Genomic DNA, 22,971 nt, shown 5'->3' on the forward strand with positions numbered 1-22,971 from the left:
GAAAACGGGCGGGCCGTTTGCAGTTCTGTCGATGCCGGCTTACCGGTCCATGTGATAGCAGGCGGCGGTTTGCTCGGGCCTGACCTGCTCCGTTGGCGGCATCTCCGTGCGGCAGATGTCCGTGGCCTTCCAGCAACGCGGAGAGAAGACACAGCCGGGCGGCGGATTGAGCGGCGAGGGCGGGTCGCCCTGAAGCCGGATACGCTGCCGGTTGCGTGCAAGCTTCGGATCGGGCACTGGCGCGGCCGAGAAGAGCGCCTGCGTGTAGGGATGCGCCGGGCTGTCGAACACGGTGGCGCAATCGCCAGCCTCGACCACCTTGCCGAGATAGAGCACCAGCACATCGTCTGAGATCAGACGTACGACCGAAAGGTCGTGGCTGATGAAGATCAGCGTCAGCCCGAACTCCTTGCGAAGCTTGCGCAAGAGCGTGATGACCTGCCCCTGGATCGACACGTCGAGCGCCGAAACCGGCTCGTCGCAGATGATCAGCTTCGGCCGTGTTACGACTGCGCGGGCAATGCCGATGCGCTGTGCCTGGCCGCCCGAGAACTCGTGCGGATAGCGGTTGATCATTTCAGGCACGAGGCCGACGGCACCCATGATCTCCTGTACGCGCGCCACGCGTTCCGCTTTTGTAAGCTTCGGCTCGAAGACGGTGAGCGGTTCGGCGATAATGTCGCCGACCGTCATGCGCGGATCGAGGGAGGCAATCGGATCCTGGAAGATGATCTGCATGTCGCGGCGAGCCGCGCGCATTTCCTCATCCGACAGGTCGAGCAGATTGCGCCCCTGCCAGAGAATGCGGCCTTTCTGCGATTTCAACAGACGCAGGATCGAGCGGCCAAGTGTGGACTTGCCGCAACCGGACTCTCCGACGATCCCCAGCGTCCGGCCTTCTCTGAGGTCGAAGCTGACATTGTTCACCGCAGTCAGCGTCATCGGCGGTTTGAAGAAGCTCTTCGACGGAATTTCGAACTGGGTGGTGAGGTTCTCGACCCTTAGGAGTGATCGTTCAGCCATGGTTCAAAACCTCCTCGCGGCGGGGGAAGGGATGGAAGCAGGCCGCGGAATGGCCTTTCGCCAACATCTCAAGTTTCGGCGACGCGTCGATACAATCGTTCTGGACCATTGGACAGCGCGGCGAGAAGCTGCAGCCTTTCGGCAGGTGCTGCAGATTGGGCGGGCGGCCGGGAATGACGGCGAGCTGATCGACGTCCTGGTCCGGCCGCGGGATCGAAGCGTGCAGCGCAGCGGTATAGGGATGCGCCGGTACCTCGAAGAGCTCGTCGACTGGCGCTTCCTCGACGATCCGCCCGGCATACATGACGGCCACGCGATCCGCGAGGCCCGCGACGACGCCCAGATCATGCGTGATCATGACGAGCGCCGTGTTCATTTCCGCCGTCAGGTCGTTGAAGAGATCGAGGATCTGCGCTTGGATCGTCACGTCAAGCGCCGTCGTCGGCTCGTCGGCAATGAGCAGCTTCGGTTTCGTCAACAGCGCCATGGCAATGACGATGCGCTGGCGCATGCCGCCCGACAGCTCGTGCGGGTAGAGGCTGAAGCGCCGCGTCGGGTCGGGGATACCGACGCGCTTCAGCATATCGAGCGCCTCGTTGGAGGCAGCCCGCGCGGTGAAGCCGCGGTGAACCTCAAGCTGCTCCGTCAATTGCCGGGAAATCCGCAGAGACGGATTGAGCGCGGTCATCGGGTCCTGGAACACCATGGCCATGTCCTTGCCGCGGACATGGTCGAGCTCGCGCGGCCTTAGCGCCAGCACATCCTTGCCCTCGAGTAGTGCTTGGCCGCTGGTGCGGCCGTTCTTGGCAAGCAGACCCATGACGCCGAGGAAGGTCTGGCTCTTGCCCGAGCCGGACTCGCCGACGATCGCCACGCGCTCGCCGCGCCGGATCGACAGGTTCATGTTCGAGACGGCCTTCACCTCGCCATCCGGCGTCGCAAAGGTGATCGAATAGTCCTTCAGTTCGAGAAGCGTATCGTTTTTGGTTTCGTGTCGCATTCTATCGATCCTTCGGGTCGAACGCATCGCGCAGGCCGTCGCCGATGAAAAGCAGGCTCATCAGCAGGGCGACGAGGAAGCAGGCCGGGAAGGCCAAGAGCCACGGCATGCTTTCCATGGCGTCGGTGCCCTCGGCGATCAGCGTCCCGAGTGATGTCAGCGGTTCCTGAACACCGAAGCCGAGGTAGGACAGGAAGCTTTCGGTCGCGATGATTTCAGGAACGGTCAACGCGGCGAAAATCACCACTGGGCCGACCAGGTTCGGAATGATGTGCTTGAGGATGATCTTGAACGGTTTCTGGCCGGATGCACGTGCCGCCTCGATGAACTCGCGCTGCTTTATCGAGAGTGTTTGCCCGCGCACGATGCGAGCCATGGTCAGCCACTCCAGCGCGCCGATTGCCGCAAAAAGCAGGTAGACGTTTCGGCCGAACACCACCATCAGCAGGATGACGAAGAGGATGTAAGGCAGCGCATACATGATATCGACGAAGCGCATCATGAGCGCGTCGAGTCTGCCGCCGATGTATCCGGAGATCGCTCCATAGAGCACCCCGATGACCACCGAAACGATCGTGGCAGTTGCCGCAACCGCAAGCGAGACGCGGGTGCCGTAGAGCACGCGCGCAAGCAGGTCGCGGCCATTTGGATCTGTTCCGAAATAATGGCTGCTTTCCATATCCGGCGGCATGCGAAACGCCGCCCAATCCGGTTCCTCGTAGTCGAACGGGATCAGGTACGGGCCGATGAATGCGACCAGTATCAGGAGCAGCAACACGATGATGGCGACGACTGCTGCCTTGTTGCGGGAGAGACGACGCAGCGCATCGCTGGTCAGCGAGCGGCTCTTGTGCGAAAGCCCTTCGGCCTCGAGAAGCTCGGCCGCGAGCAGCTCTCTCTTTGCTGGATTGAGGATCATCGGTTTCTCACTTTCGGATCGAGCCATGCATAGGCAATGTCGACGAGAAGGTTCAGAAAGACGATCAGCACCATGTAGAAGATGACCGTGCCGAGAACCATGCCGTAGTCGCGGTTCAGCGCTGCGTTGACGAAGTAGCGGCCGATGCCCGGCAGTCCGAAGATGCTCTCGACAACCAGCGAGCCGGTGAGAAGGTAGCTTGCCGCCGGACCGAGATAGGAAACGACAGGCATCATGGCGGGCTTTAGCGCGTGACGAATAACGGTTAGCCGTGGGCCGATGCCCTTGGCCTTGGCGGTCCGGATGTAGTTCTGGTTCATCACCTCGATCATCGAGCCGCGGGTCATGCGCGAGATGCGGCCCGCATGTGGCAAAGCCAGCACAACGATCGGAATGACGAGATAGCGGAACGAGCCGTCACCCCATCCGCCGACAGGCAGCCAGCCGAGATGGATACCGAAGACCAGCTGCAGGATAGGCGCAATCAGAAAGTTCGGAAGAACGAGGCCAACGAGAACGAGCAGCCCGAGGAGGTAGTCAGGCGCTTTATTCTGATAAAGTGCCCCAAGACAGCCGACTGTCACGCCGATAAGGATGGCAAAAATGAAGGCGAGGCCCCCGATCGTGAACGTGTAAGGCACGCCGATCATGATTTGCTGGGCAACGCTGAAATCTTCGTTGGCGAACGACGGGCCTAGATCACCCTTCAACACGTCGAAGACGTAGATCAGGTATTGTTCGATCAGCGGCTTGTCGAGATTGTAGTGAGCCGCGAGGTTCTTCAGGATCACCGGCGGCAATGGCCTCTCGCCATCGAACGGGCCGCCGGGAGCAAGGCGCAAGACAAAAAAGCTGAGTGTCACGGCGATCCACATCACGGGGATCGTCGACAGCAGGCGACGGAGTGCATATTTGATCATGGTCGTGGATCGGCCCTTCCCACATTCAGCGGGAAGGGCCGGTGTTCCTTATTCTTTGACCGACAGCCAGCGCGTGCGATGGATGTCCTGAATATTGTCGACGAAGCCCTGGACCTTCGGCGAGACCACGTTCTTCGAGACATAGTAATAAAGCGGAATGGCGGCGCTGTCGTCGAGCGCAAGCTGTTCGGCCTGCTTGAAGATTTCGGCGCGCTTCTTCAGGTCGGTTTGAGCGTTTGCTTCCTTGACGAGCTTGTCGAAGTCGGCATTGCTCCAGCGGCCATAGTTCATGGAAACGCCGGAAACGAGTAGACCCAGGAAGTTATCAGGATCGTTGTAGTCCGCGATCCAGCCTGCGCGGCCGATTTCGACCTGACCGTGCTGCATCTCGTCATAGTGGACCTTGGTTTCGGTGTTGTAGAGCTCGATCTGTACGCCGAGCGGCTTCCACATCGAGGCGATCGCCACAGCTACGCGCTTGTGGTTGTCATTGGTGTTGTAGCGGAGCTGTGCCTTCAGCGGGTGGTCAGGTCCGAAGCCTGCTTCCTTGAGCAGCTTTTTCGCCTCTTCCACCTTTTCCTTGTAGGGCATGTCCTTCCAGCTCACATAGGCCGGCTCACCATAATTCGCGGTGCCCGGCGGTACCCAGGAATAGGCCGGCAGTTCGCCGGTGCCGAGGATCTTCGGGCCGATGACTTCACGGTTGACGGCCATCGAGAGGGCCTGACGAACGCGCTTGTCGTCGAACGGCGGCTTCGTGGCGTTGAGGACGTAGTAGTAGCTGGCGAGGAACGGCGTGACATGGGCCTGGCCCGGCAGGTTCTTCTTCATCCATTCATACTGATCCGTCGGGAAGTCGGTCATGATGTCGAATTCGCCGGCGCGAAAGCGCTTCAGAGCCGCTTCCTGATCCTCGAGCGTGAAGAACTTCACGCCATCGATCTTCAGGTCCTTCTCGCCGTAGTACTGGTCGTTCTTGACTGTCGTGACGGACGCGCCCGGAATCCACTCGGTCGGCTTGTACGGGCCGTTGGTGACGATGTTGCCGATCTTCACCCAGTCATTGCCCTTTGCTTCAACCACATGCTTCGGCAGCGGATAGGCGGTGTAGTGCATCAGCGAATTGATGAAATAGGGGGTCGGGTTCTCAAGCGTGATCTCGAGCGTCTTGTCGTCGATCGCCTTGACGCCGAGCTGGCTGAAATCGGTGATTTCGCCCTTGTTGATCTTTTCCGCGTTCTTGATGGTGAATTGCAGATAGGCGTATTCCGCGGCGTTCTTCGGATCGACAAGGCGCTGGAAGGCGAAGACGAAGTCGCCGGCCGTCACCGGCTGCCCATCCGACCACTTGATGCCGTCGCGAAGCTTGAAGGTATAAACCTTGCCGTCCTGCGAGACGGTCCAGCTTTCAGCCTGTCCCGGGATCGGATCGTCCTTCGGGTCTTCGGTGACGAGGCCCTCGAAGATGTCGCCAGCAATGCGGTTCTCATAGTCGCTCGACAGCTTCTGCGGGTCGAGGGACTGCGGGTCGCCGCCATTGTGGATGTTGAGTGTCGCGGCGTGCGCGGTCACGGCCAGCAGTGAGCCAAGCACGGCTGAAGCCAGGAATTTTTTCGTGAGAAAGTTCATATGGGGGCCACCTTTCTAGGCTTTTCGCCTTTATTAGTCGTTTGTTCCCATGACCAGTTACGTTCAGGTCAGCGCACAACCTATCGTAAAGGCCTGCCGTTGCAAGTCCCCAAATGAAGCAGCGAGCGACACTCCTTGCCGCCGCGAAAATTTCTAGTCTGTAGCCGCCCGGCCTGCCGCAGAAGGAGGGATTTCGCCCGTGCTGTGCCGTTTCGTACGATGGGCAAGCTTCAATGCATTCAATCAATGATTGCAGATACCGAGGGTAGCCGGCTCATCTTTTGATGCCTTTGCGGCGAATTACGTTGACTATTCAATGACGGATAGGCTCGTTTGCGACATCTTGCCGCCGTCTGTTTTTGAAATGCTGCGTTGTCCCGCGATTTCGGGGAACGACTGGATTAGGTGGCACCGGTCTTCGCCCGTGGCTTGCAGACGCTGACGGAAAACGGTGCGTTGATTCTGGTCGACAAGCGGGCCGGTGCGGAGGTGGGCCAGTGTGCACTCGATCCAAAGGTCGCTATCGCTTGGTCGCTGCCAGTGGCGCGAATATCCGCGCGATCATGGCTTTCCGATTCCTAGGAGGCGATGCCGGTTTGCCTGCAGCCGACAGTTTGACGCCGCGCCGCCTGCCGCTAGATTGAGCATGACGAAGGGAGGTCGCGATGACCGAAGTAAATCTACCTTGGACCGGTGGCTGCCGATGCGGCCGCGTGCGATTGAAGATCCGCGCCAAGCCGCTTTTGACCATGGCGTGCCATTGCACAGGGTGCCAGAAGATGTCGTCGAGCGCCTTTTCGCTGAGTGCCGCGATCCCGGCGGAGGCCTTCGAAATCACCGAAGGAGAGCCCGTCATCGGTGGGCTGCACGGCGTCGAGGCGCACCACTATTTCTGCGGCCACTGCATGACCTGGATGTTCACACGTTCGGACGGGATGGATTGGTTCGTCAACCTGCGTCCGACGATGCTGGACGATCCGCGCTGGTTCCGGCCGTTCATCGAGACCTGGACCCGCGAAAAACTGCCCTTCGCCGAAACCGGCGCGGTCCGCAGCTACGAGGCGCTGCCGTCGATGGACGCCTATCAAGGGCTGGTGAAGGAATACATGGCCTGCAGTTGAGGCAGCGCAGGATCAAAAAGCCCGGCCATGCGTCGTGCGCCGGCCGGGCTGAAAATGATGCTTTTATTCGTCGCCCATCTTGAGCGCGGCGATGAAGGCTTCCTGTGGAATCTCCACCTTTCCGAACTGGCGCATGCGCTTCTTGCCTTCCTTCTGCTTGTCCAGAAGTTTGCGCTTTCGGGTGGCGTCGCCGCCGTAGCACTTGGCCGTCACGTCCTTGCGCAGCGCCGAGATGGTCTCGCGGGCAATCACGTTGCCGCCGATCGCTGCCTGGATTGGGATCTTGAACATGTGCTTCGGGATCAGTTCCTTCAGCCGCTCGCACATGTCGCGGCCACGCTTCTCGGCAGACGCGCGGTGGACGAGCATGGAGAGCGCATCGACAGGCTCTCCATTGACGAGGATCGACAGCTTGACGAGGTTACCTTCGCGGTAGCCTTCGAGGTGATAGTCGAAGGAGGCGTAGCCCTTCGAAATCGACTTCAGCCGGTCGTAGAAGTCGAAGACAACTTCATTGAGCGGCAACTCGTAGGTCACCATTGCGCGGGTGCCGACATAGGTGAGTTCCGTCTGGATGCCGCGACGATCCTGGCAGAGCTTGAGAATGCCGCCGAGGTAATCATCAGGCGTCATGATCGTCGCCTTGATCCAGGGCTCGCGGATCTCGTCGATCTTGACGACATCGGGCATGTCAGCCGGATTGTGCAGTTCGCGCTCGCTGCCGTCGGTCATCGTCAGCTGGTAGACGACCGAAGGCGCAGTGGCGATCAGGTCGAGGTCGAATTCGCGCTCAAGGCGTTCCTGGATGATCTCAAGGTGCAGCAGGCCAAGGAAGCCGCAACGGAAGCCGAAGCCGAGTGCGGCCGATGATTCCATTTCGAAGGAGAAGGAGGCATCATTCAGGCGAAGCTTGCCCATCGCCGCGCGCAGATCCTCGAAATCCGCGGCATCGACGGGGAAGAGACCGCAGAACACGACCGGTTGTGCCGGCTTGAAGCCCGGCAAGGCCTGCGTCGTTGGGCGCTTGTCCTCGGTGATGGTATCGCCGACGCGCGTATCGGCCACTTCCTTGATGGAGGCGGTGATGAAGCCGATTTCGCCAGGCCCGAGACTGTCGACATTGACCATCTTTGGCGTCAGCACGCCGACGCGTTCCACCTGGTACTTGGCGTCCGTGCCCATCATGCGGATCGTCTGGCCCTTGGTCAGCACGCCGTCGATGACGCGGACGAGGACCATGACGCCGAGATAGGTGTCGTACCAGCTGTCAACGAGCAGCGCCTTCAGCGGTGCCTTTTCACCGCCGGGGCTCTTCGGCGCCGGCAACTTCTGAACGATTGCCTCGAGGACATCGGGGATGCCGAGGCCGGTCTTTGCCGAAATCAACACGGCTTCCGAGGCATCGATACCGATCACTTCCTCGATCTGTTCCTTGATGCGATCAGGTTCGGCGGCTGGCAGGTCGATCTTGTTGAGGACGGTGACAAGCTCGTGGTTGTTGTCGATCGCCTGGTAGACGTTGGCGAGCGTCTGGGCTTCCACGCCTTGGCTGGCGTCAACAACGAGCAGCGAACCTTCGCAGGCCGAGAGCGAGCGCGAGACCTCATAGGCGAAGTCGACGTGTCCGGGCGTGTCGATCAAATTCAGGATATAGGTCTCGCCATCCTTGGCCTTGTAGTGCAGACGCACCGTCTGGGCCTTGATGGTGATGCCGCGCTCGCGCTCGATATCCATGTTGTCAAGCACCTGCTCGGACATCTCGCGCTCTGCCAGGCCGCCGGTCGATTGGATCAGGCGGTCGGCAAGCGTCGATTTGCCGTGGTCGATGTGGGCCACGATCGAGAAATTGCGGATATGGGAAAGCGGAGTCGTCGAATTGGTGCTCATGCGCGCCATATAGCAGCGCCGACCCTTGCCGCAAAGCGGAAAAGCAGGGGTTCGTTTACGATAAGTCGCCGTTTCGCGGACCGAAACATGATACTTGATTCTATTATCAGATCGTGAAAGTCTATTATAATAGAAAATCGGATCCAGTGATGGAACAAGAACTCGAAACGGCGATCGGCCTTCGCATCCGCAGACTGCGGATCGAGCGGAATTTGACGCTGGAAGACCTGGCCAACGCCTCCGGCGTCAGCCGGGCGATGATCTCCCGCATCGAGCGCGGCGAAGCGAGCCCGACGGCCCCGCTCCTCGCCAGGATTTGCGCAGCGCTCGGCCTGTCGCTGTCGGCCTTCTTTGCCGAGGACGGCGAGGTCTCGCCGCTGTCGCGCCGTCAGGACCAGCAGGTCTGGCGGGATCCGGAGACCGGTTACGTCAGGCGCTCCGTCTCCCCGCCGGGAGCCGCTTCGTCTGTCGATATCGTCGATGTCGAATTCCCGCCAGGCGGTCGCGTTAGTTTCCCGCCGCACGCAGCCAGCAACGGCATGACACAGCATGTCTGGCTGTTCGATGGCGAAATGGAAATGACGACGGGCGACACCGTCTACCGACTGCTGCCTGGCGACTGCCTGTTCATGCCGGTCGGCGAAGGCCATGTTTTTCATAACCCCGGCAACATTCCCGCCCGCTATTGCGTCGTACTCGATCGGCGCGGGCGCTAATTCATTTGAGGAGAAAAAGTGATGACAGCTACGATCCGCCTTCTTGATGCGGCAGAAGCCCGTGCGGCGATCCCCGACCTCTGCGACGTGCTGACCGATTGCGTCAACGGCGGCGCCTCGGTCGGCTTCATGCAGCCTTATGGCAACGCGGATGCCGAGCCTTACTGGCAGGGCGTCGCCGATGCCGTCGCGTCCGGTGCAACGCTGCTCCTCGTGGCGGAGATCGACGGCAGAGCCGTTGGCACGGTGCAGGTCGGTGCCGCACAGATGCCGAATCAGCCGCATCGCGGCGATCTGAAGAAGCTGTTGGTGCATCGCTCGGCCCGGGGCAAGGGCCTTGCACGTCTGCTGATGGATGCTGCGGAACGAGAAGCCGCCGTCCGCGGCAAGACGCTCCTCGTGCTTGACACGGCAACCGGCAGCGATGCCGAGGCGATCTACCCCAGGCTGGGCTGGGAGCCGGTCGGTGTCATCCCGGATTATGCGCTGTGGCCGGAGGGCGGCCTCTGCGCCACCACATTTTTCTACAAGCGTGTCGCCTGAAGTGGCGCTCAGGCGGGTTTGGCCTGGGGCGCGTCGAGTGCTGGATTGTAGAACAGCGACAGCGTCAGGCTCTTGGCGATGCGTTCAGCGGTCGTCATGAACCAGGCCTTGGCCTCAGGGTTCGGCGCGATATCGCTGAGCGTCGCGGAAAACAGTGCCAGCCATTGCGGGAAGAGATCGGGCGTCAGGTTCGCGACGCCCGTGTGCGCCTGCACCGGCTTGCCGCCATAAGCGCCGTTGCGAAAGGCAATTGATGACCAGAAGCTCTTCATCTTCTGCATATGGTCGGACCAGCGGCCGGAAAGCCGGGCATCAAACACGGGTCCAAGCGTCGCATGCTGCAGCACACGGGCGTAGAACGTCTCGACCAACCGATCGATGAACGCCTCGTCGACGCCCATCGCCTTCATCTCGGCTTCGGCACGCTCGCGTATGGCGGCGACATGTGCCGCGCGGCCCTGAATTTCTGTATCCATCGTCAACTCCGGCGCGTCGCAATCCGCGACAGCGCTCATATAGGCCATCTGCGTCTCGAGATGAAGGGACCGCGACGCAAGGCAGCATTGCGCGTCAGTAGCCGCTTCTGTCTTCGCTTCGGGGATCGTCCGCCATCCTCTCGCGATAGATATCACCCTGTCGCGCCTTGAGGCGCCACGGTCGGGCCTTCTGCAGCGGAATGTCGTATGCCGGGTCGTCTCGGTTCAACACCGCGGTTGCCAGGCCTGGTTCGGGAGTGGCAGCACACTGCGCCACCCATTTTCCATCCGGGCCGATGATGCTGGCCGGCCCCTTGGCGGCCTTCTGCACCGGCGTTGCAGCGCCGATCCAGATGCAGTTCAGTCCCGCATGCGCGCGCAGCGCAATCTGGAAATATTCGGGAATGCCATAGGAGGAGAAGAGCACGGCATCGACGCCGAGATTGGCATACTCCTGGAATACCTCCGGAAACGTAGCTTCGATGCAGATCGCGCAACCGAATCGGTAGCCGTTGATATCGAAAGTGATCGGCGCGGTGCCGGGAGAGTACCAGCCGCCAAGTTCGCTGTTCGACAGAAACCTCTTGTCATAGCGGGTAAGCAGCGCTCCGGTTTCGGAAAAGACATACAGGCTGTTGTGCGGGGGGTAGCCCTCCGCCAGCCGATGTGCTCCGCCGACAACCGCAAAGATGCGAAGATCACCACAGAGATCGGCGATTGCCCGAAGCTCGGCCTCCTGCTGCCGCCAATCGAAGCTGGCCCAGTCCTCGGGATGCAGGATCTGCGATTTCGAATATCCCGAAAGTGCGCCTTCGCAGAAATTGATGACCCGCGCGCCATCAGCAGCGGTGGCCGCAATCATGCTCCGGATTGTTCGGCCATTCGCGGTAATGTCAGGCGAAACGATGGTCTGTGCTGCGGCTATCTTCAACGGCGCACCTCTCGCGATTCGGCCCGCATTTTTCAACTATTCGACGCTATTTGGAACCGCAAATTGGCGACGATGAAGGTGCGCGAGGCGAAGCGCGTTAAGGGGCGCCGACAGCGCGCAGCACGCCGATCAGCGCCTTTCCATCGGTGAAATAGGGATCGCCGCCACCGTTGCGGCCGGTCCTCGTGGCGCCGATGCCCGCGATCTCGTAAGTCGACGACAATTGCCCGGCTGCCTGAAGATCGCCGATAACAAGATCTCGCTCAGCGTCGACATCAGGCGCGATGTGATGGGTGATCTGGCCGGTATCGTGGCTGAAGCCTACCCCGCGATCAAAACTCGCCGATCCAAGCCACAGCGGTTGCCCATCTGCACCGCTGCTCTTGGTTTGCCAGAAACGGACGTGGTGGCGCTCGTCGGCGCTCTTGCCCACGGCCTTTTCAAATGCCAGATCCTGCTGGCGGCCCTCGAACAGCAATGGGCTCACGGGAGCGTCGAGGTCGGGCCGATCGAGCACGACGCTCAAGCCGATTTCGGCTGATGTCCGCAGCGTGATCTTGTCGGCCGGGTCCCACCCAGCCGATGCAAATGCCCGAAGCACGTTCTCCTTCGAACCGACGAGCCCAACATTGATGGGGTCGCCGGGAATATCCTGCTTGGTGGTCGTCACCATTGGACCGAATTCCGCAATACGGCTGGCGTCGCGATGGATCCATATTTCGGGAATGAGGAAATAAGTGACAAGCAGATAGGCGACCAACAAGACCGCCACACCGCCGATCGCCATCCGTGTTTTCGTCAAACGTCTCATCGAAGTCCCCCCAACCTCGACGTCATCATACGATTCTCCGGTCATGTGGCCAACATCCAGGTGCGCACCCATGCATCATCGGCATCCCGACTACACCCGCACCCTTGCCATCCGGCCCCGTTGCGCTTAGCTCTCGGGCACCACGAATCCGGATATCGAATGCCGCACAAGGTCTCCCTGTCCCGTCTCAAGCTGACCGACTTTCGCAACTATGCGTCTGTCTCGCTGTCGCTCGACGGTCGGCATGTGGTGCTGACGGGGGACAATGGCGCCGGCAAGACCAATCTGATGGAGGCCGTATCCTTCCTGTCGCCGGGCCGCGGCCTGCGTCGTGCCACCTATGGCGATGTCACCCGTGTCGGTGCGACGGCCGGATTTTCGATCTTCGCGGAGCTCGATGGCATAGAAGGCGAGGTGGAAATCGGCACGGGTGTCGATACCACCGACGACAGCATTTCCCGCCGCCTGCGGATCAACGGCACGCCTGCAAAGTCGGCCGATGAACTGACCGACCATCTCCGTCTCCTGTGGCTGACGCCCTCGATGGATGGCCTCTTCACCGGTGGTTCGTCCGAGCGCCGCCGTTTCCTTGATCGGCTCGTGCTGTCGCTCGATCCGGCCCATGGCCGCCGTGCCAGCGATTTCGAGCGCGCCATGCGCAGCCGCAACAAGCTGCTCGACGAGCGTCGCTTCGATCCCGCCTGGCTCTCCGGCCTCGAACAGCAGATGGCAAGCCTCGGCATTGCCATGGCGATGGCACGCCAGGAGATGCTCAGTCTTCTTGCCCGCCTCATCGACGAGACGCACGAAACCTCGCCCTTTCCCGCCGCTGCGCTGGAGCTTGCGGGCTTTATGGATGGTCAGTTCTCGCGCCCCGCCGTTGATCTTGAGGATGACTATGCGGCTATGCTTGCCGAGAGCCGCTACCGCGATGCCGCGGCCGGCCGCACGCTCGACGGCCCCCATCGCGCAGATCTGCTTGTCCGCCACCGGCAAAAGCAGATGGAAGCATCGCGCTGTTCCACCGGCGAGCAGAAGGCGCTGCTGGTCGGACTGATTCTTGCCCATGCCCGTCTGGTGGCTAATCTCACGGGCCATGCGCCGATTCTCTTGCTTGATGAGATTGCCGCGCATCTCGACGAAGGCAGGCGTGCTGCGCTTTTCGACCTCATTGACGCGCTCGGCGGCCAGGCCTTCATGACAGGCACGGACTGCGCCATGTTTTCCGCTCTCGGCGAGCGCGCGCAATTCTTCACCGTCGCCGATGGAAAGGTTTTCGAATGACCGATGCCGCTTCCCCCTCAACCAAAGGCCATGCTAGCATCGCGCCCATGGAACCGCTCAGCCCGGAAGAAATCGCGCGATATCAGCGCCATATCCTGCTTCCCGAGATCGGTGGCGCAGGCCAGCAGAAACTGAAATCCGCCCGCGTGCTTGTCATCGGTGCCGGTGGGCTGGGAGCGCCGGTCCTGCAATATCTCGCAGCCGCCGGCGTCGGCACGCTCGGTATCGCCGATGACGACCGCGTTTCGCTTTCCAACCTGCAGCGGCAGGTGATCCACGATTCCGGCACGATCGGCGAACTGAAGACGCAGAGCGCCGCCTTAGCGATTGCAAGGTTGAACCCGCACGTCAACGTGATCCGCTTCGAAGAGCGCTTCTCGCCTGACACGGCGCGCCGCCATCTCTCAGGCTTCGATCTGCTGATCGACGGCTCCGACAATTTTGATACGCGCTATACGGCGGCCGACGCTGCCGAGACTGCGCAAATCCCCTTGGTGACAGGCGCGGTTGGTCGCTTCGATGGCTCCGTCACAGTGCTCAAGCCCTACGAGACGGCGGAGGATGGCACACCGAACCCAACCTATCGCGATCTCTTCCCCGAGAAGCCGCCGGCTGGTCTGATCCCGGCCTGTGCGGAGACCGGCATCATCGGTGCGCTGACCGGCGTGATCGGCACGCTGATGGCAATGGAAGCGATCAAGCTCGTCACCGGCACGGGCGAACCGCTGATTGGACGGCTGCTGCTCTATGATGCGCTTGCCGCCCGCTTCGACACGATCCGCTACAAGAGGCGTCGCCAGAAACAGAGCCCGGCGTCATGAACATCATTCGGATCGATGAAGACTTTCAACGCTGGGAGGAGTTGCTGGCGCTAGTCCTGTCGTCGTTCGCCTATATGAACGACCGGATCGATCCGCCATCCTCCGCCTTGAAGCTCACGCCGACGACGCTTGCCGATAAGGCGCGTTCTGAAATCGCCTATGCGGCAACGGAAGGCGATGCTTTATGTGGCTGTGTCTTTCTGCGACCAGAAGAAGCCTGCCTCTATGTCGGCAAGCTGGCGATCGCGCCCGACGCGCAGGGCCGGGGTATCGGCCGTCGGCTGCTGGCGGTCTCGGAAGAAGTGGCGCGGTCCCACTCCCTGCCATCACTGAGGCTCGAAACGCGCATCGAGCTTGTCGAAAACCACGATGTCTTTATCCGCTGGGGATTTGAGAAGACTGCTGAAAATGCCCATCCCGGATTCACCAGGACGACATCGATCGAGATGCGCAAGCCTGTTCCGGCCTAGCGGCCCGGCAGCACGCGGTTCGGCGGGCGATGGCCATCGATAAAGGTGCGGATGTTGATGATCACCTTGTCGCCCATGTCGATGCGGCCTTCGATCGTCGCCGAGCTCATGTGCGGCAAAAGTACGACCTTGCCTTCATTTGCGAGCTTGACGAGCTTCGGATTGACCGCCGGTTCATTCTCGAAGACGTCGAGACCGGCGCCCGCCAGCTTTCCCTCCCGCAGACTCTTGATCAGTGCCGCTTCGTCGATCACGTCGCCGCGGGCGGTGTTGACGAGGTAGGCCGTCGGCTGCAGCAGCGCCAGACGGCGGGCCGACAACAGATGGAACGTTGCCGGTGTCGAGGGGCAATTGACAGAAACGATGTCGACGCGGGCGAGCATCTGGTCGAGGCTCTCCCAGTAGGTCGCCTCCAGCTCATCTTCGGTCGCCGGGTTGACGCGCTTGCGGTTGTGATAGTGGATCGAGAGGCCGAAAGCCTTGGCGCGGCGCGCAACGGCGGTCCCGATCCGCCCCATGCCGACGATGCCGATGCGCTTGCCGTGGATCCGTCGCCCGAGCATCCAGGTCGGCGACCAGCCGGGCCACTCGCCGGGATGGTCGGTCAGCACCCGCGCGCCTTCACCCAAGCGGCGCGGAACGGCGAGGATCAGCGCCATGGTCATGTCGGCGGTGTCTTCGGTCAGCACGTTCGGCGTATTGGTGACGGTGATGCCTTTGCGAGCCGCCGCCTCGACGTCGATGTGATCGGTGCCGTTCGAGAAGCTGGCGATCAATTTCAGCTGCGGCCCGGCCTCCTCGATCACCGTGGCATCGATCCGGTCGGTGACGGTCGGAACGAGCACGTCGGCGCTTTTGACGGCGGCGATCAGCTCGGCTTTGGAGCGCGGTGCATCGTCGATATTGAGTTCCGCGTCGAAGAGTTCGCGCATGCGCGTCTCGACCGCATCGGGCAGCTTCCGCGTGATGTAGACCTTCGGTTTTTTCTTCGTCGTCATGTGCGCCGGCGCTAACTTGTTCAGAGGTCCTTAACCAAGACGCGGGATAATTTTCCCGTTCCGGGGAATTTCTACCAGACCCGCGCGCGAAGACAAACAAAACTCGCTCAGCGTGCGCAGGAATGTCGAATTCCCGGAATCAGGCAGCAGTCCTGCCCTCCTCTGAGCAAACGGAAGTCCCATGCATAGCAAAGTCCTGAAATCTTGCCTCGCCCTTGCGATCGGTTTCGTGCTTTCTGCGGGAACGGCTGAAATGGCCTCCGCACAGGCTGCAAAGGGACCGAGTGGCCTGCCGCTGCCGCGCTTCGTCACGCTCAAGTCCAAGCGCGTCAACCTGCGCATCGGCCCTGGCACCGACTATGCGGCCTCATGGATGTATCTGAAGGCCGGCCTGCCGGTCGAAATCATTCAGGAATACGACAACTGGCGCCAGATCCGCGATGCCGACGGCACCGAGGGTTGGGTCAACCAATCGCTGCTGTCGGGCTCGCGTGCGGCAATCGCCGCCCCGTGGATGAAGGGCAAGGGTAAGTCTGTCTACGTCAACATGCGCCGCGATGCCCAGCCGTCGGCAAGCGTCGTCGCCAAGCTCGAGCCCGGCGTCATGATGAACATCGGCGAGTGCAATGGCGACTGGTGCTTTGCCAAGATAGACGGCGCCGAAGGATGGGTGGCGCAGTCGGAAATCTGGGGCGCTTATCCAGGCGAAGCCTTTAAATAAGGTTCGCCTGCTTGCCGGCCTCGGCCAGCGACTTCATCGGCCGCGGGCCGATCTGCTGGATCACGATGCCAGCCGCGAGGCAGCCGAGCTTGCCGCAGTCTTCCAGCGTCCGACCCTGTGTGTAGCCATAGAGGAAGCCGGCGGCAAAGAGATCGCCCGCGCCTGTGGTGTCGACCAGTTCCCTGATCTTGATAGCATCCACGTAGAAGCGCTCGCTGCCCTTGAGAATCACGGCGCCGTTCTCGCTCATCGTTACGGCCGCGATCTTGCAGTCCTTGGCGATAAGGATCAGCGCTTCTTCGAAGTCGTCGGTTTCATAGAGCGCCAGCGCTTCCTGACGATTGGCGAAGACGATGTCGACGGTGCCGGAGCGCATCAGGTCGAGGAATTCGCCGCGATAGCGGTTGACGCAGAAGCTGTCGGAAAGCGTCATCGACATCTCACGGCCGTTCTCGTGGGCGATACGGGCGCATTCGCGGATCGCTTCCTTGGCGCGCGGCGGATCCCAGAGGTAGCCTTCGAAATAGGTGACCTTGGACTGGGCGACGACATCGGCCTCGACGTCTTCGGGCCCGAGCTCGACGCAGGCGCCGAGGTAGGTATTCATCGAGCGTTCGCCGTCTTCGGTGACGAAGATCATCGAGCGCGCGGTCGGCGGGAATGTCCCCTTCGGCTGTGTCTGATAGTGAACACCCTGCGCATGGATATCGTGCGCGAAGATTTCGCCGAGCTGGTCTTCCGCGACCTTGCCGAAATAGGCGGCCTTGCCGCCGAAGCTCGCCACACCCGCGGCCGTGTTGCCGGCGCTGCCGCCGGAGGCCTCCACCGCCGGTCCCATGCGCGCATAGAGAAGTTCTGCGCGCTCGGCATCGATGAGGTTCATCGCGGCCTTGGTGATCTCATTGTCAATGAGGAACTGGTCGTCGCAACGCGCGATGATATCGACGATCGCGTTGCCGACAGTCAGAACATCGAATTTGGTCATGAAAGGGAAGGTCCCGGGTTAGGTGATAGCCGGTGACCGGTCTTAGCGAATTTTCGCCGCATGGGAAGCGGAAATGCCGCTGGGCCGTCTATCTCATCGCAAAAATGCACTGTGACGGGTCAAATGTCGCCGGCCGCCCCCCCGTGACCGCGGCGTTCAAAAGGCGCGTCTCAAGCAGCGGCAGCATAGATCAGGTCGGGCTTTACGAGCCACTCGTTCTTGCGCAAGGCAGTGACATCGAGCCTGCCACGTCGATCACGACGGGCAATTCCAACAAAACGATAGCGGCTGCCCCTGGTGTCGACTACGCGAGCGGGGATCGGTGTGCCGTCGATATGGCCGATAACCGGTCCGTCGGAAAGTGCGCCGTTGAGGAAGAAATACTCATGGGGGAGGTTCCTGCTTACCATCCTAATTTACTATCTTTCGTCGTTTGGTCGTGTGCCCTGCGCAGCCTCGCGGGCGCGCTTTTCGTCGTCGGGGCTGGCTTTCTCCAAATGAAAGTCGCTTTTTGATGGCGACCCTGGAAAAAGACGACGTGTTTTCTTGATCTCCACGACAAATGGCTTCCTTTGGGGATGCATGTACGTTTCCTGCTGGTTGGCAAACAGGGCACGTGAATATGCCCTCGACGGGCGGCCGGGGTTCGTGACCTCTCGTCACAGGATGCGGACAAAGCCATAGCCGTTCCATTCGGACGACGGGCCTCCGACATTAAAATCTCATATCATCTGATAAGGGCGCATGGCCGACGGCGGCGAGCTAGTGTTCGATCTGCTGCTCTGCCACGGTGCTGGCGATGATCTGATCGGAACCCTTTGCATAGAGCGGGAGCGTCAAGGTGATCGCCTCGCTGCGCCCGTTGATGGTGGCGGTATATCGCTTGTAAACGCGATCCTGCCCTTGCTCTTCACCCGCCGAGACAGCGTTCACCTTCTCGACCAGCGCTTTCTCGAAAACATCCGCGTCGACGTCCCCCAGTGCCACCGTGCAGCCTTCGACGGTTTTGCCGCCGACATCCGCCCGCGAGACCACCAGCGCTTGAAAGCTCTCAGCTTCGCCGCCGCTGACGATCCATCCTTCCAGCGCTTCCGGATTCTCCATCGGGGTGAAGGTCAGCGCCATATCCTCTGCCATCGAAGGCCATTCGTCGGCTTTCGCACGCTCAGCCGTGCGCTCGAAGTCCGGGCCAGAGGAAACGCAGCTGTCGTAAAAAAATGAAAGTTTGGAACTCGCGTCATCGGCAAATGATGGCCCGGCGGCAAAGAGAATGACGAGGCAGGCAGCCAAAGTACGCTTCATGTCGTCTCCGAGCGGCGGAGTCAGTGCGGCCCTTCGGCCGCACTGACCGTTTTCAAACTTGCCGGACATTGTCGGCAGACGTTCTGCCGGTTCGACGGTCCTGCGCGACTTCGAACGCTATGCCCATTCCTTCTTTCACGGTGTCGATCCCGCCTCGTTGAGCGGCCGTGATGTGAAGAAAGACGTCGGTTCCGCCGTCATCCGGAGTGATGAATCCGAAGCCCTTGTCCTGGTTGAACCACTTGACTTTACCTGTTGGCAAAATTTACCCCCATGTTGGTCTCCCCAGCCGGCATCGGACATCGCACGATTTTGCCCGTGGGCACAAGAGCATTTGAAAATACAGCGGGACACCGCGTTGCTCTGGTGGCCGTGGCCGACTTCTGAGCTTGCGCATGCCAAGACGACACGGTTGCGTCCCACCTATAAGCGTGCGGCTGGTGGTCCTCCGCATTTCATATAGCGGGAATCCGTCATCCGCATGTCATTTCCCCGTCCTATAAGCATCCTCAATGACATTGGCATGAGCGGCTTCCGAGCGGCAGCCAATGAAGAAGGGAATGACGCCCTTCGACGATACCGGAGTAACGCTGACCACGGATGAACTGGCAGCATTGCAGACCGGCTATCCGGCAGGACCGGATGCGGAAAAGCGGGCAGAGCCCGCTTTTTTTGCTTTTATGTTTTGGCGGTTTGTCATCACGGCCGTTTTGCTGCTAGGCATGCTTATTCCCTCGCAAGGCAGCCGCATTGAATGTCAGCCATCATCTTCGACGTCCTTCCCATCTTTATCATGATCCTTATCGGCTGGCTGACCGTGAAACTACGGCTGATGAAGGCGGAGATCGGCGATGCGCTGAGCGAGTTCGTCTTCAAGATCGCCGTGCCGCTGTTGTTGTTCCGCACGATCGCCAACGCCGATTTTCACGGTGCCTCGCCCTTCCGTCTCTGGATCGCCTATTTCTCGGGCGTCGGAGTGACTTGGGTCGCGGCCCATATCGCCGCGACGCGCTTTTTCGGGCGCGATGACCGCATTGGCGTGCTTGCCGGTGTATCGTCAGCCTTCGCCAACACCATCTTCATCGGACTGCCGCTCGTTCAGCGCACGGTCGGTGACAAGGGGCTCGTGCCGCTCTCGATTCTGATCGCGGTCCATCTGCCTGTGATGATGATTATCGGAACCATCCTGATGGAGCGCGCCGAGCACAAGATCGCCGGCAAGAAGGAGCGCAGCATCGCCAAAGTGGTGCGCCAGATCGCCCACAATCTCGTCAAAAACCCGCTGGTGATCGGCTTGGCCGGCGGTGCTGCCATGCACCTGTTAGGGCTCACCATGCCGGGACCGGTAGGCGCCATAATCGATCAGATCGCCGGTGTCGCCGGGCCGGTCGCGCTGATTTCGCTCGGCATGGCGCTTGAGAAATACGGCATTTCAGGCAACGCCGGCATCGCCAGCGTCACCTCCGCCTTCAAGTTGTTGCTGTTGCCGGCCTGCGTCTGGGCGGCGAGCCATCTGGTCGGGCTTGCCAGTGACTGGACGGCGGCCCTGGTGCTGATTTCGTCGGTTCCAACCGGCGTCAACGCTTGGCTGATCGCCAACCGTTTCGGTGTCGGCCACAGCCTGGCAGCGTCGACGATCACGCTAACGACGGCGCTTGGCGCCATCTCCGTTTCGTTCTGGGCCTTTTTGCTCGGCGGCTAGGCAAAGAAAAAGCCCGGCGTCAGCCGGGCTTCGATTTTCGTCTGGAACCGAGCAGCGACTTACTGCGTCGCGCTATCCGGTGCGTTCGGATCCGGAAGCGGAACCGGCGAATCGGCCAGCGTGTGAAGGTAAAGGATGACGTTGGCGCGATCCGTGTCTTTCGGAAGACCGGCAAAGCCCATTGCCGTGCCGGCAACGTACTTCTTCGGTGCTGCCAGGAAGTGGTTCAGATGATCGAAGGTCCACTTCTCGCTGCCGCCCTTGGAGAAGTCCTTCATGCCCGACGAGTAGGCAAAACCTTCATGCGTGGCGATCGGACGATCGACGAGACCGAAGAGGTTCGGACCAACCTTGTTCGGTCCCCCCTTGGTCGCGTCATGACAGGCCTGACACTTCTTGAAAACAGCCTCGCCAGCCTTGGCGTCTGCCTTTGCAAGTAGCTGTGCGATCGGAACGGCTGCAGCCGGTGCGGCCTCGCCGCCACCAGCGGCAGCGGCCTCTTCGGCGACGATCGCGAAACCTTCCTTCTCCGGGCTCTCCGAATGAAAGATTCCCTCCGACGCGATGGAGACGGTCATCAGAACGAAAACCGTTCCGAGCAGTGCCCCCACAGCCATATTCACGTATGAATTCATCTGCAATGCTCCCCTTGCAGCCGGCAGACATAAAACCGGACCATCTTGAAATCGCGCGGAACCTATGTCTTTTGGCTATTCGTTGCAACAGTCTAAATGGCCTGTTGCGTGAGACTTTTTGACACCTTTCCGCCCGGATTAGAAGGCCCGAACAATGACCAGTCCAAATTTAGATGACGTGCTCGTGCTGATCCCGGCCCGCATGGCATCGACCCGTCTTCCAGGCAAGCCGCTCGCCGATATTTGCGGGCTGCCGATGATCGTGCAGGTGGCGCTGCGGGCGAAGGAAGCCGAAATTGGCCGCGTCGTTGTCGCGGTTGATGACCAACAGGTCCATGATGTCGTGGCCGCGGCAGGCTTTGAAGTCATCATGACCAGCAAGGATCATCAGTCCGGTTCGGATCGCATTTACGAGGCGCTCATGAAGGTGGATCCGGAGGGGAAAGCCAAGTTCGTCGTCAACGTGCAGGGCGATCTGCCGACGATCGAGCCGGAAACCGTTCGCGCCGCGCTGCGCCCGCTGGAGGATCCGAGCGTCGACATCGCAACACTGACGATCGAGATCGAGGACGAGGCCGACAAGACGGCACCGCATATCGTCAAGGTCGTCGGCTCGCCGATCTCGGAAAGCCGCCTGAAGGCGCTCTACTTCACTCGCACGACGGCACCCTACGGTGATGGACCGCTTTATCACCATATCGGCCTCTATGCTTACCGCCGCTCGGCCTTGGAGCGTTTCGTTACGCTCGGACCATCGGTCTTGGAAAAGCGCGAGTCGCTGGAGCAGCTGCGCGCGCTGGAAGCCGGCATGCGCATCGATGTCGAGATCGTTGACACGGTTCCGCTCGGTGTCGATACTCCCGCCGACCTTGAAAAGGCGCGGCGCATTCTCTCCGCAAGAACGAAGTGACGGATTTTCCATGAACATCACCACCAACAGGATCGCCTTCCAGGGTGAGTTCGGCGCGAATTCCGACATGGCGTGCCGTGACATGTTTCCGACCATGGAGCCGCTGCCGTGCCAGACGTTCGAGGATGCCTTCGTGGCGGTCGAGAATGGCGATGCCGATATCGGAATGATCCCGATCGAGAACACGATCGCTGGCCGCGTCGCCGACATTCATCACTTGCTGCCGGAGTCGCGCCTGCACATCATCGGCGAGTATTTCATGCCGATCCGCTTCCAGTTGATGGTGCTCCCGGGCGTCACCAAGGATGAGATCCGCACGGTTCACAGCCACATCCACGCCCTTGGGCAGTGCCGCAAGATCGTGCGTTCGCACGGCTGGAAGCCGGTGATCGCTGGCGACACGGCAGGTGCTGCAAAGCTCGTCAAGGAAACCGGGGACCGCTCGATGGCGGCGCTGGCGCCGCGCCTTGCCGCCGATCTCTACGGTCTCGACATCGTTGCCGAGAATGTCGAGGACACGGAAAACAATGTCACTCGCTTCGTCATCCTTTCACGCGACGAGGAATGGGCGCATCGCGGCTCGGCCGAGGAGAAGCTCGTCACGACGTTTGTCTTCAACGTCCGAAACATCCCGGCCGCACTCTACAAGGCGCTTGGCGGCTTTGCGACCAACACCATCAACATGACCAAGCTGGAGAGCTATCAGCTCGGCGGCAAGTTCGTCGCAACGCAGTTCTATGCTGACATTGAGGGTCACCCGAACGATCCGAATGTCCGGCGTGCATTGGAGGAGCTGCGCTTCTTTTCCGAGAAGGTGCGCATCCTCGGCGTCTACAAGGGCCACCCAATGCGGGGCCAACTGCAGAAATGAAAAAGGGCGCCTTCGGGCGCCCTCAGATTGCTGACAAACCCCTGGCACCGTCTGGGGGTTTGTGATTCATTGGGACATGTTGAAGAAACCTGCCCCCACCCAGACGGCTCTTGAGATGGTGACGCTCGACAGTCTGGTGCCGAAGGATCACCTGCTGCGCAAGATCGACGCGGTGATCGACTTTTCCTTCATCCATGATCGTGTTGCGGGGCTTTATTGCGCCGACAACGGCCGCCCGCCGCTCGATCCGACCTTGATGTTCAAGGCGCTGTTCATTGGCTACCTGTTCGGCATCC

At 60.7% G+C, this 22,971-nt stretch carries 27 protein-coding genes; 12 read left to right on the plus strand and 15 right to left on the minus strand.

Annotated features, from left to right (window positions below):
- Nucleotides 1–39 precede the first annotated feature (39 nt).
- Genes C934_RS0127420 through C934_RS0127440 form a run of 5 tightly spaced genes read right to left on the minus strand, consistent with a single transcriptional unit; the run spans nt 40 to nt 5,491 of the window.
- The gene (locus C934_RS0127420; RefSeq protein ID WP_018859743.1) at nt 40–1,023 is read right to left on the minus strand and encodes an ABC transporter ATP-binding protein; all 984 of its coding nucleotides are present in this window, start codon (nt 1,021–1,023) and stop codon (nt 40–42) included.
- Nucleotides 1,016–2,023 (minus strand): ABC transporter ATP-binding protein, encoded by a 1,008-nt coding sequence (locus C934_RS0127425; protein WP_018859744.1) that lies wholly within the window; start codon nt 2,021–2,023, stop codon nt 1,016–1,018. The genes C934_RS0127420 and C934_RS0127425 overlap by 8 nt, the downstream gene beginning before the upstream one ends.
- A gap of 1 nt (nt 2,024) precedes the next feature.
- Nucleotides 2,025–2,942, minus strand: coding sequence for an ABC transporter permease (locus tag C934_RS0127430; RefSeq protein ID WP_018859745.1), 918 nt, complete (start codon nt 2,940–2,942; stop codon nt 2,025–2,027).
- Entirely contained in the window at nt 2,939–3,862 is a 924-nt protein-coding gene (locus C934_RS0127435) for an ABC transporter permease subunit (RefSeq protein WP_018859746.1), read from the minus strand. Before C934_RS0127435 ends, C934_RS0127430 begins: the two co-directional genes overlap by 4 nt.
- Before the next feature lie 48 nt (nt 3,863–3,910).
- Nucleotides 3,911–5,491 (minus strand): peptide ABC transporter substrate-binding protein, encoded by a 1,581-nt coding sequence (locus tag C934_RS0127440; protein ID WP_018859747.1) that lies wholly within the window; start codon nt 5,489–5,491, stop codon nt 3,911–3,913.
- Nucleotides 5,492–6,156: 665 nt separating this feature from the next.
- Between C934_RS0127440 and C934_RS0127450 the strand changes: the two genes are divergently transcribed.
- Nucleotides 6,157–6,612 (plus strand): GFA family protein, encoded by a 456-nt coding sequence (locus C934_RS0127450; RefSeq protein ID WP_018859749.1) that lies wholly within the window; start codon nt 6,157–6,159, stop codon nt 6,610–6,612.
- Between the two features lie 63 nt (nt 6,613–6,675).
- On the opposite strand, the gene lepA is transcribed toward C934_RS0127450, so the two are convergent.
- Complete coding sequence (gene lepA, locus C934_RS0127455) at nt 6,676–8,508, minus strand: translation elongation factor 4 (RefSeq protein WP_018859750.1); 1,833 nt, start codon at nt 8,506–8,508, stop codon at nt 6,676–6,678.
- A gap of 140 nt (nt 8,509–8,648) precedes the next feature.
- Between lepA and C934_RS0127460 the strand changes: the two genes are divergently transcribed.
- Nucleotides 8,649–9,215 (plus strand): helix-turn-helix domain-containing protein, encoded by a 567-nt coding sequence (locus tag C934_RS0127460; protein ID WP_018859751.1) that lies wholly within the window; start codon nt 8,649–8,651, stop codon nt 9,213–9,215.
- Between the two features lie 21 nt (nt 9,216–9,236).
- Nucleotides 9,237–9,758 carry a GNAT family N-acetyltransferase gene (locus tag C934_RS0127465; RefSeq protein WP_018859752.1) on the plus strand — a complete coding sequence of 174 codons (522 nt, stop codon included), beginning with the start codon at nt 9,237–9,239 and terminating at the stop codon, nt 9,756–9,758.
- An 8-nt stretch (nt 9,759–9,766) separates the two neighbouring features.
- On the opposite strand, the gene C934_RS0127470 is transcribed toward C934_RS0127465, so the two are convergent.
- From C934_RS0127470 to C934_RS0127480, 3 genes are all read right to left on the minus strand, one after another.
- On the minus strand, nt 9,767–10,234 hold the full coding sequence (locus tag C934_RS0127470) for a group III truncated hemoglobin (protein WP_026372130.1): 468 nt from the start codon (nt 10,232–10,234) through the stop codon (nt 9,767–9,769).
- A gap of 94 nt (nt 10,235–10,328) precedes the next feature.
- On the minus strand, nt 10,329–11,165 hold the full coding sequence (locus C934_RS0127475) for a carbon-nitrogen hydrolase family protein (RefSeq protein ID WP_018859754.1): 837 nt from the start codon (nt 11,163–11,165) through the stop codon (nt 10,329–10,331).
- A gap of 97 nt (nt 11,166–11,262) precedes the next feature.
- Entirely contained in the window at nt 11,263–11,976 is a 714-nt protein-coding gene (locus tag C934_RS0127480; RefSeq protein ID WP_026372131.1) for an LssY C-terminal domain-containing protein, read from the minus strand.
- 159 nt (nt 11,977–12,135) lie between these two features.
- Here C934_RS0127480 and recF point away from each other — a divergent pair, with 159 nt between their 5' ends.
- The 3 genes from recF to C934_RS0127495 are packed head-to-tail and all read left to right on the plus strand — an operon-like array spanning nt 12,136 to nt 14,551.
- Nucleotides 12,136–13,260, plus strand: a complete 1,125-nt coding sequence (gene recF / locus C934_RS0127485) for a DNA replication/repair protein RecF (RefSeq protein ID WP_018859756.1) — start codon at nt 12,136–12,138, stop codon at nt 13,258–13,260.
- Nucleotides 13,257–14,081, plus strand: coding sequence for a molybdopterin-synthase adenylyltransferase MoeB (locus C934_RS0127490; RefSeq protein ID WP_018859757.1), 825 nt, complete (start codon nt 13,257–13,259; stop codon nt 14,079–14,081). Before recF ends, C934_RS0127490 begins: the two co-directional genes overlap by 4 nt.
- Complete coding sequence (locus C934_RS0127495; RefSeq protein WP_018859758.1) at nt 14,078–14,551, plus strand: GNAT family N-acetyltransferase; 474 nt, start codon at nt 14,078–14,080, stop codon at nt 14,549–14,551. Before C934_RS0127490 ends, C934_RS0127495 begins: the two co-directional genes overlap by 4 nt.
- On the opposite strand, the gene C934_RS0127500 is transcribed toward C934_RS0127495, so the two are convergent.
- On the minus strand, nt 14,548–15,549 hold the full coding sequence (locus C934_RS0127500) for a 2-hydroxyacid dehydrogenase (protein ID WP_018859759.1): 1,002 nt from the start codon (nt 15,547–15,549) through the stop codon (nt 14,548–14,550). The two genes, C934_RS0127495 and C934_RS0127500, sit on opposite strands and share 4 nt — an antisense overlap.
- A 181-nt stretch (nt 15,550–15,730) precedes the next feature.
- On the opposite strand from C934_RS0127500, the gene C934_RS0127505 reads away from it, so the two are divergent.
- Entirely contained in the window at nt 15,731–16,270 is a 540-nt protein-coding gene (locus C934_RS0127505) for an SH3 domain-containing protein (RefSeq protein WP_018859760.1), read from the plus strand.
- Here C934_RS0127505 and C934_RS0127510 read toward each other — a convergent pair.
- From C934_RS0127510 to C934_RS0127525, 4 genes are all read right to left on the minus strand, one after another.
- Nucleotides 16,263–17,255: an adenosine kinase gene (locus tag C934_RS0127510; protein WP_018859761.1), complete on the minus strand. Its 993-nt coding sequence runs from the start codon at nt 17,253–17,255 to the stop codon at nt 16,263–16,265. The genes C934_RS0127505 and C934_RS0127510 overlap by 8 nt on opposite strands.
- Nucleotides 17,256–17,425: 170 nt before the next feature.
- Entirely contained in the window at nt 17,426–17,665 is a 240-nt protein-coding gene (locus tag C934_RS34210; protein ID WP_083929923.1) for a hypothetical protein, read from the minus strand.
- A 352-nt stretch (nt 17,666–18,017) separates the two neighbouring features.
- Nucleotides 18,018–18,557, minus strand: a complete 540-nt coding sequence (locus tag C934_RS0127520) for a hypothetical protein (RefSeq protein ID WP_018859763.1) — start codon at nt 18,555–18,557, stop codon at nt 18,018–18,020.
- Nucleotides 18,558–18,609: 52 nt separating this feature from the next.
- A complete protein-coding gene (locus C934_RS0127525) occupies nt 18,610–18,819 on the minus strand; it encodes a cold-shock protein (RefSeq protein WP_018859764.1) in 210 nt (69 codons plus the stop codon).
- Nucleotides 18,820–19,117: 298 nt separating this feature from the next.
- Here C934_RS0127525 and C934_RS34850 point away from each other — a divergent pair, with 298 nt between their 5' ends.
- Both C934_RS34850 and C934_RS0127530 read left to right on the plus strand, forming a co-directional pair.
- A complete protein-coding gene (locus C934_RS34850) occupies nt 19,118–19,354 on the plus strand; it encodes a hypothetical protein (RefSeq protein WP_156828811.1) in 237 nt (78 codons plus the stop codon).
- Nucleotides 19,312–20,259: an AEC family transporter gene (locus C934_RS0127530; protein WP_018859765.1), complete on the plus strand. Its 948-nt coding sequence runs from the start codon at nt 19,312–19,314 to the stop codon at nt 20,257–20,259. Before C934_RS34850 ends, C934_RS0127530 begins: the two co-directional genes overlap by 43 nt.
- Nucleotides 20,260–20,318: 59 nt before the next feature.
- Here C934_RS0127530 and C934_RS0127535 read toward each other — a convergent pair whose 3' ends face one another.
- Nucleotides 20,319–20,894, minus strand: a complete 576-nt coding sequence (locus C934_RS0127535; protein WP_018859766.1) for a c-type cytochrome — start codon at nt 20,892–20,894, stop codon at nt 20,319–20,321.
- Between the two features lie 154 nt (nt 20,895–21,048).
- Between C934_RS0127535 and C934_RS0127540 the strand changes: the two genes are divergently transcribed.
- From C934_RS0127540 to C934_RS0127550, 3 genes are all read left to right on the plus strand, one after another.
- Complete coding sequence (locus tag C934_RS0127540; protein ID WP_018859767.1) at nt 21,049–21,804, plus strand: 3-deoxy-manno-octulosonate cytidylyltransferase; 756 nt, start codon at nt 21,049–21,051, stop codon at nt 21,802–21,804.
- Between the two features lie 10 nt (nt 21,805–21,814).
- Nucleotides 21,815–22,675, plus strand: a complete 861-nt coding sequence (locus C934_RS0127545; protein ID WP_018859768.1) for a prephenate dehydratase — start codon at nt 21,815–21,817, stop codon at nt 22,673–22,675.
- A gap of 76 nt (nt 22,676–22,751) precedes the next feature.
- Nucleotides 22,752–22,971: transposase (locus C934_RS0127550; protein WP_198011839.1), on the plus strand; the 220-nt coding region annotated here is incomplete at its 3' end.

Origin of the sequence: Rhizobium sp. 42MFCr.1 (genome assembly GCF_000377185.1) — a bacterium.
GTDB classification, from domain to species: domain Bacteria; phylum Pseudomonadota; class Alphaproteobacteria; order Rhizobiales; family Rhizobiaceae; genus Rhizobium; species Rhizobium altiplani.

Coding starts and splice junctions, on each gene's coding strand:
- C934_RS0127435 (WP_018859746.1), bottom strand. CDS start 3,862: ATGATCAAATATGCACTCCGTCGCCTGCTGTCGACGATCCCCGTGATG.
- C934_RS0127450 (WP_018859749.1), top strand. CDS start 6,157: ATGACCGAAGTAAATCTACCTTGGACCGGTGGCTGCCGATGCGGCCGC.
- C934_RS0127425 (WP_018859744.1), bottom strand. CDS start 2,023: ATGCGACACGAAACCAAAAACGATACGCTTCTCGAACTGAAGGACTAT.
- C934_RS34850 (WP_156828811.1), top strand. CDS start 19,118: ATGACGCCCTTCGACGATACCGGAGTAACGCTGACCACGGATGAACTG.
- C934_RS0127490 (WP_018859757.1), top strand. CDS start 13,257: ATGACCGATGCCGCTTCCCCCTCAACCAAAGGCCATGCTAGCATCGCG.
- recF (WP_018859756.1), top strand. CDS start 12,136: ATGCCGCACAAGGTCTCCCTGTCCCGTCTCAAGCTGACCGACTTTCGC.
- C934_RS0127535 (WP_018859766.1), bottom strand. CDS start 20,894: ATGAATTCATACGTGAATATGGCTGTGGGGGCACTGCTCGGAACGGTT.
- C934_RS0127500 (WP_018859759.1), bottom strand. CDS start 15,549: ATGACGACGAAGAAAAAACCGAAGGTCTACATCACGCGGAAGCTGCCC.
- C934_RS0127440 (WP_018859747.1), bottom strand. CDS start 5,491: ATGAACTTTCTCACGAAAAAATTCCTGGCTTCAGCCGTGCTTGGCTCA.
- C934_RS0127480 (WP_026372131.1), bottom strand. CDS start 11,976: ATGAGACGTTTGACGAAAACACGGATGGCGATCGGCGGTGTGGCGGTC.
- C934_RS0127430 (WP_018859745.1), bottom strand. CDS start 2,942: ATGATCCTCAATCCAGCAAAGAGAGAGCTGCTCGCGGCCGAGCTTCTC.
- C934_RS0127420 (WP_018859743.1), bottom strand. CDS start 1,023: ATGGCTGAACGATCACTCCTAAGGGTCGAGAACCTCACCACCCAGTTC.
- C934_RS0127540 (WP_018859767.1), top strand. CDS start 21,049: ATGACCAGTCCAAATTTAGATGACGTGCTCGTGCTGATCCCGGCCCGC.
- C934_RS0127465 (WP_018859752.1), top strand. CDS start 9,237: ATGACAGCTACGATCCGCCTTCTTGATGCGGCAGAAGCCCGTGCGGCG.
- C934_RS0127510 (WP_018859761.1), bottom strand. CDS start 17,255: ATGACCAAATTCGATGTTCTGACTGTCGGCAACGCGATCGTCGATATC.
- C934_RS0127520 (WP_018859763.1), bottom strand. CDS start 18,557: ATGAAGCGTACTTTGGCTGCCTGCCTCGTCATTCTCTTTGCCGCCGGG.
- C934_RS0127460 (WP_018859751.1), top strand. CDS start 8,649: ATGGAACAAGAACTCGAAACGGCGATCGGCCTTCGCATCCGCAGACTG.
- C934_RS0127495 (WP_018859758.1), top strand. CDS start 14,078: ATGAACATCATTCGGATCGATGAAGACTTTCAACGCTGGGAGGAGTTG.
- C934_RS0127530 (WP_018859765.1), top strand. CDS start 19,312: ATGTCAGCCATCATCTTCGACGTCCTTCCCATCTTTATCATGATCCTT.
- C934_RS34210 (WP_083929923.1), bottom strand. CDS start 17,665: ATGGTAAGCAGGAACCTCCCCCATGAGTATTTCTTCCTCAACGGCGCA.
- C934_RS0127545 (WP_018859768.1), top strand. CDS start 21,815: ATGAACATCACCACCAACAGGATCGCCTTCCAGGGTGAGTTCGGCGCG.
- C934_RS0127505 (WP_018859760.1), top strand. CDS start 15,731: ATGCATAGCAAAGTCCTGAAATCTTGCCTCGCCCTTGCGATCGGTTTC.
- C934_RS0127470 (WP_026372130.1), bottom strand. CDS start 10,234: ATGGATACAGAAATTCAGGGCCGCGCGGCACATGTCGCCGCCATACGC.
- lepA (WP_018859750.1), bottom strand. CDS start 8,508: ATGGCGCGCATGAGCACCAATTCGACGACTCCGCTTTCCCATATCCGC.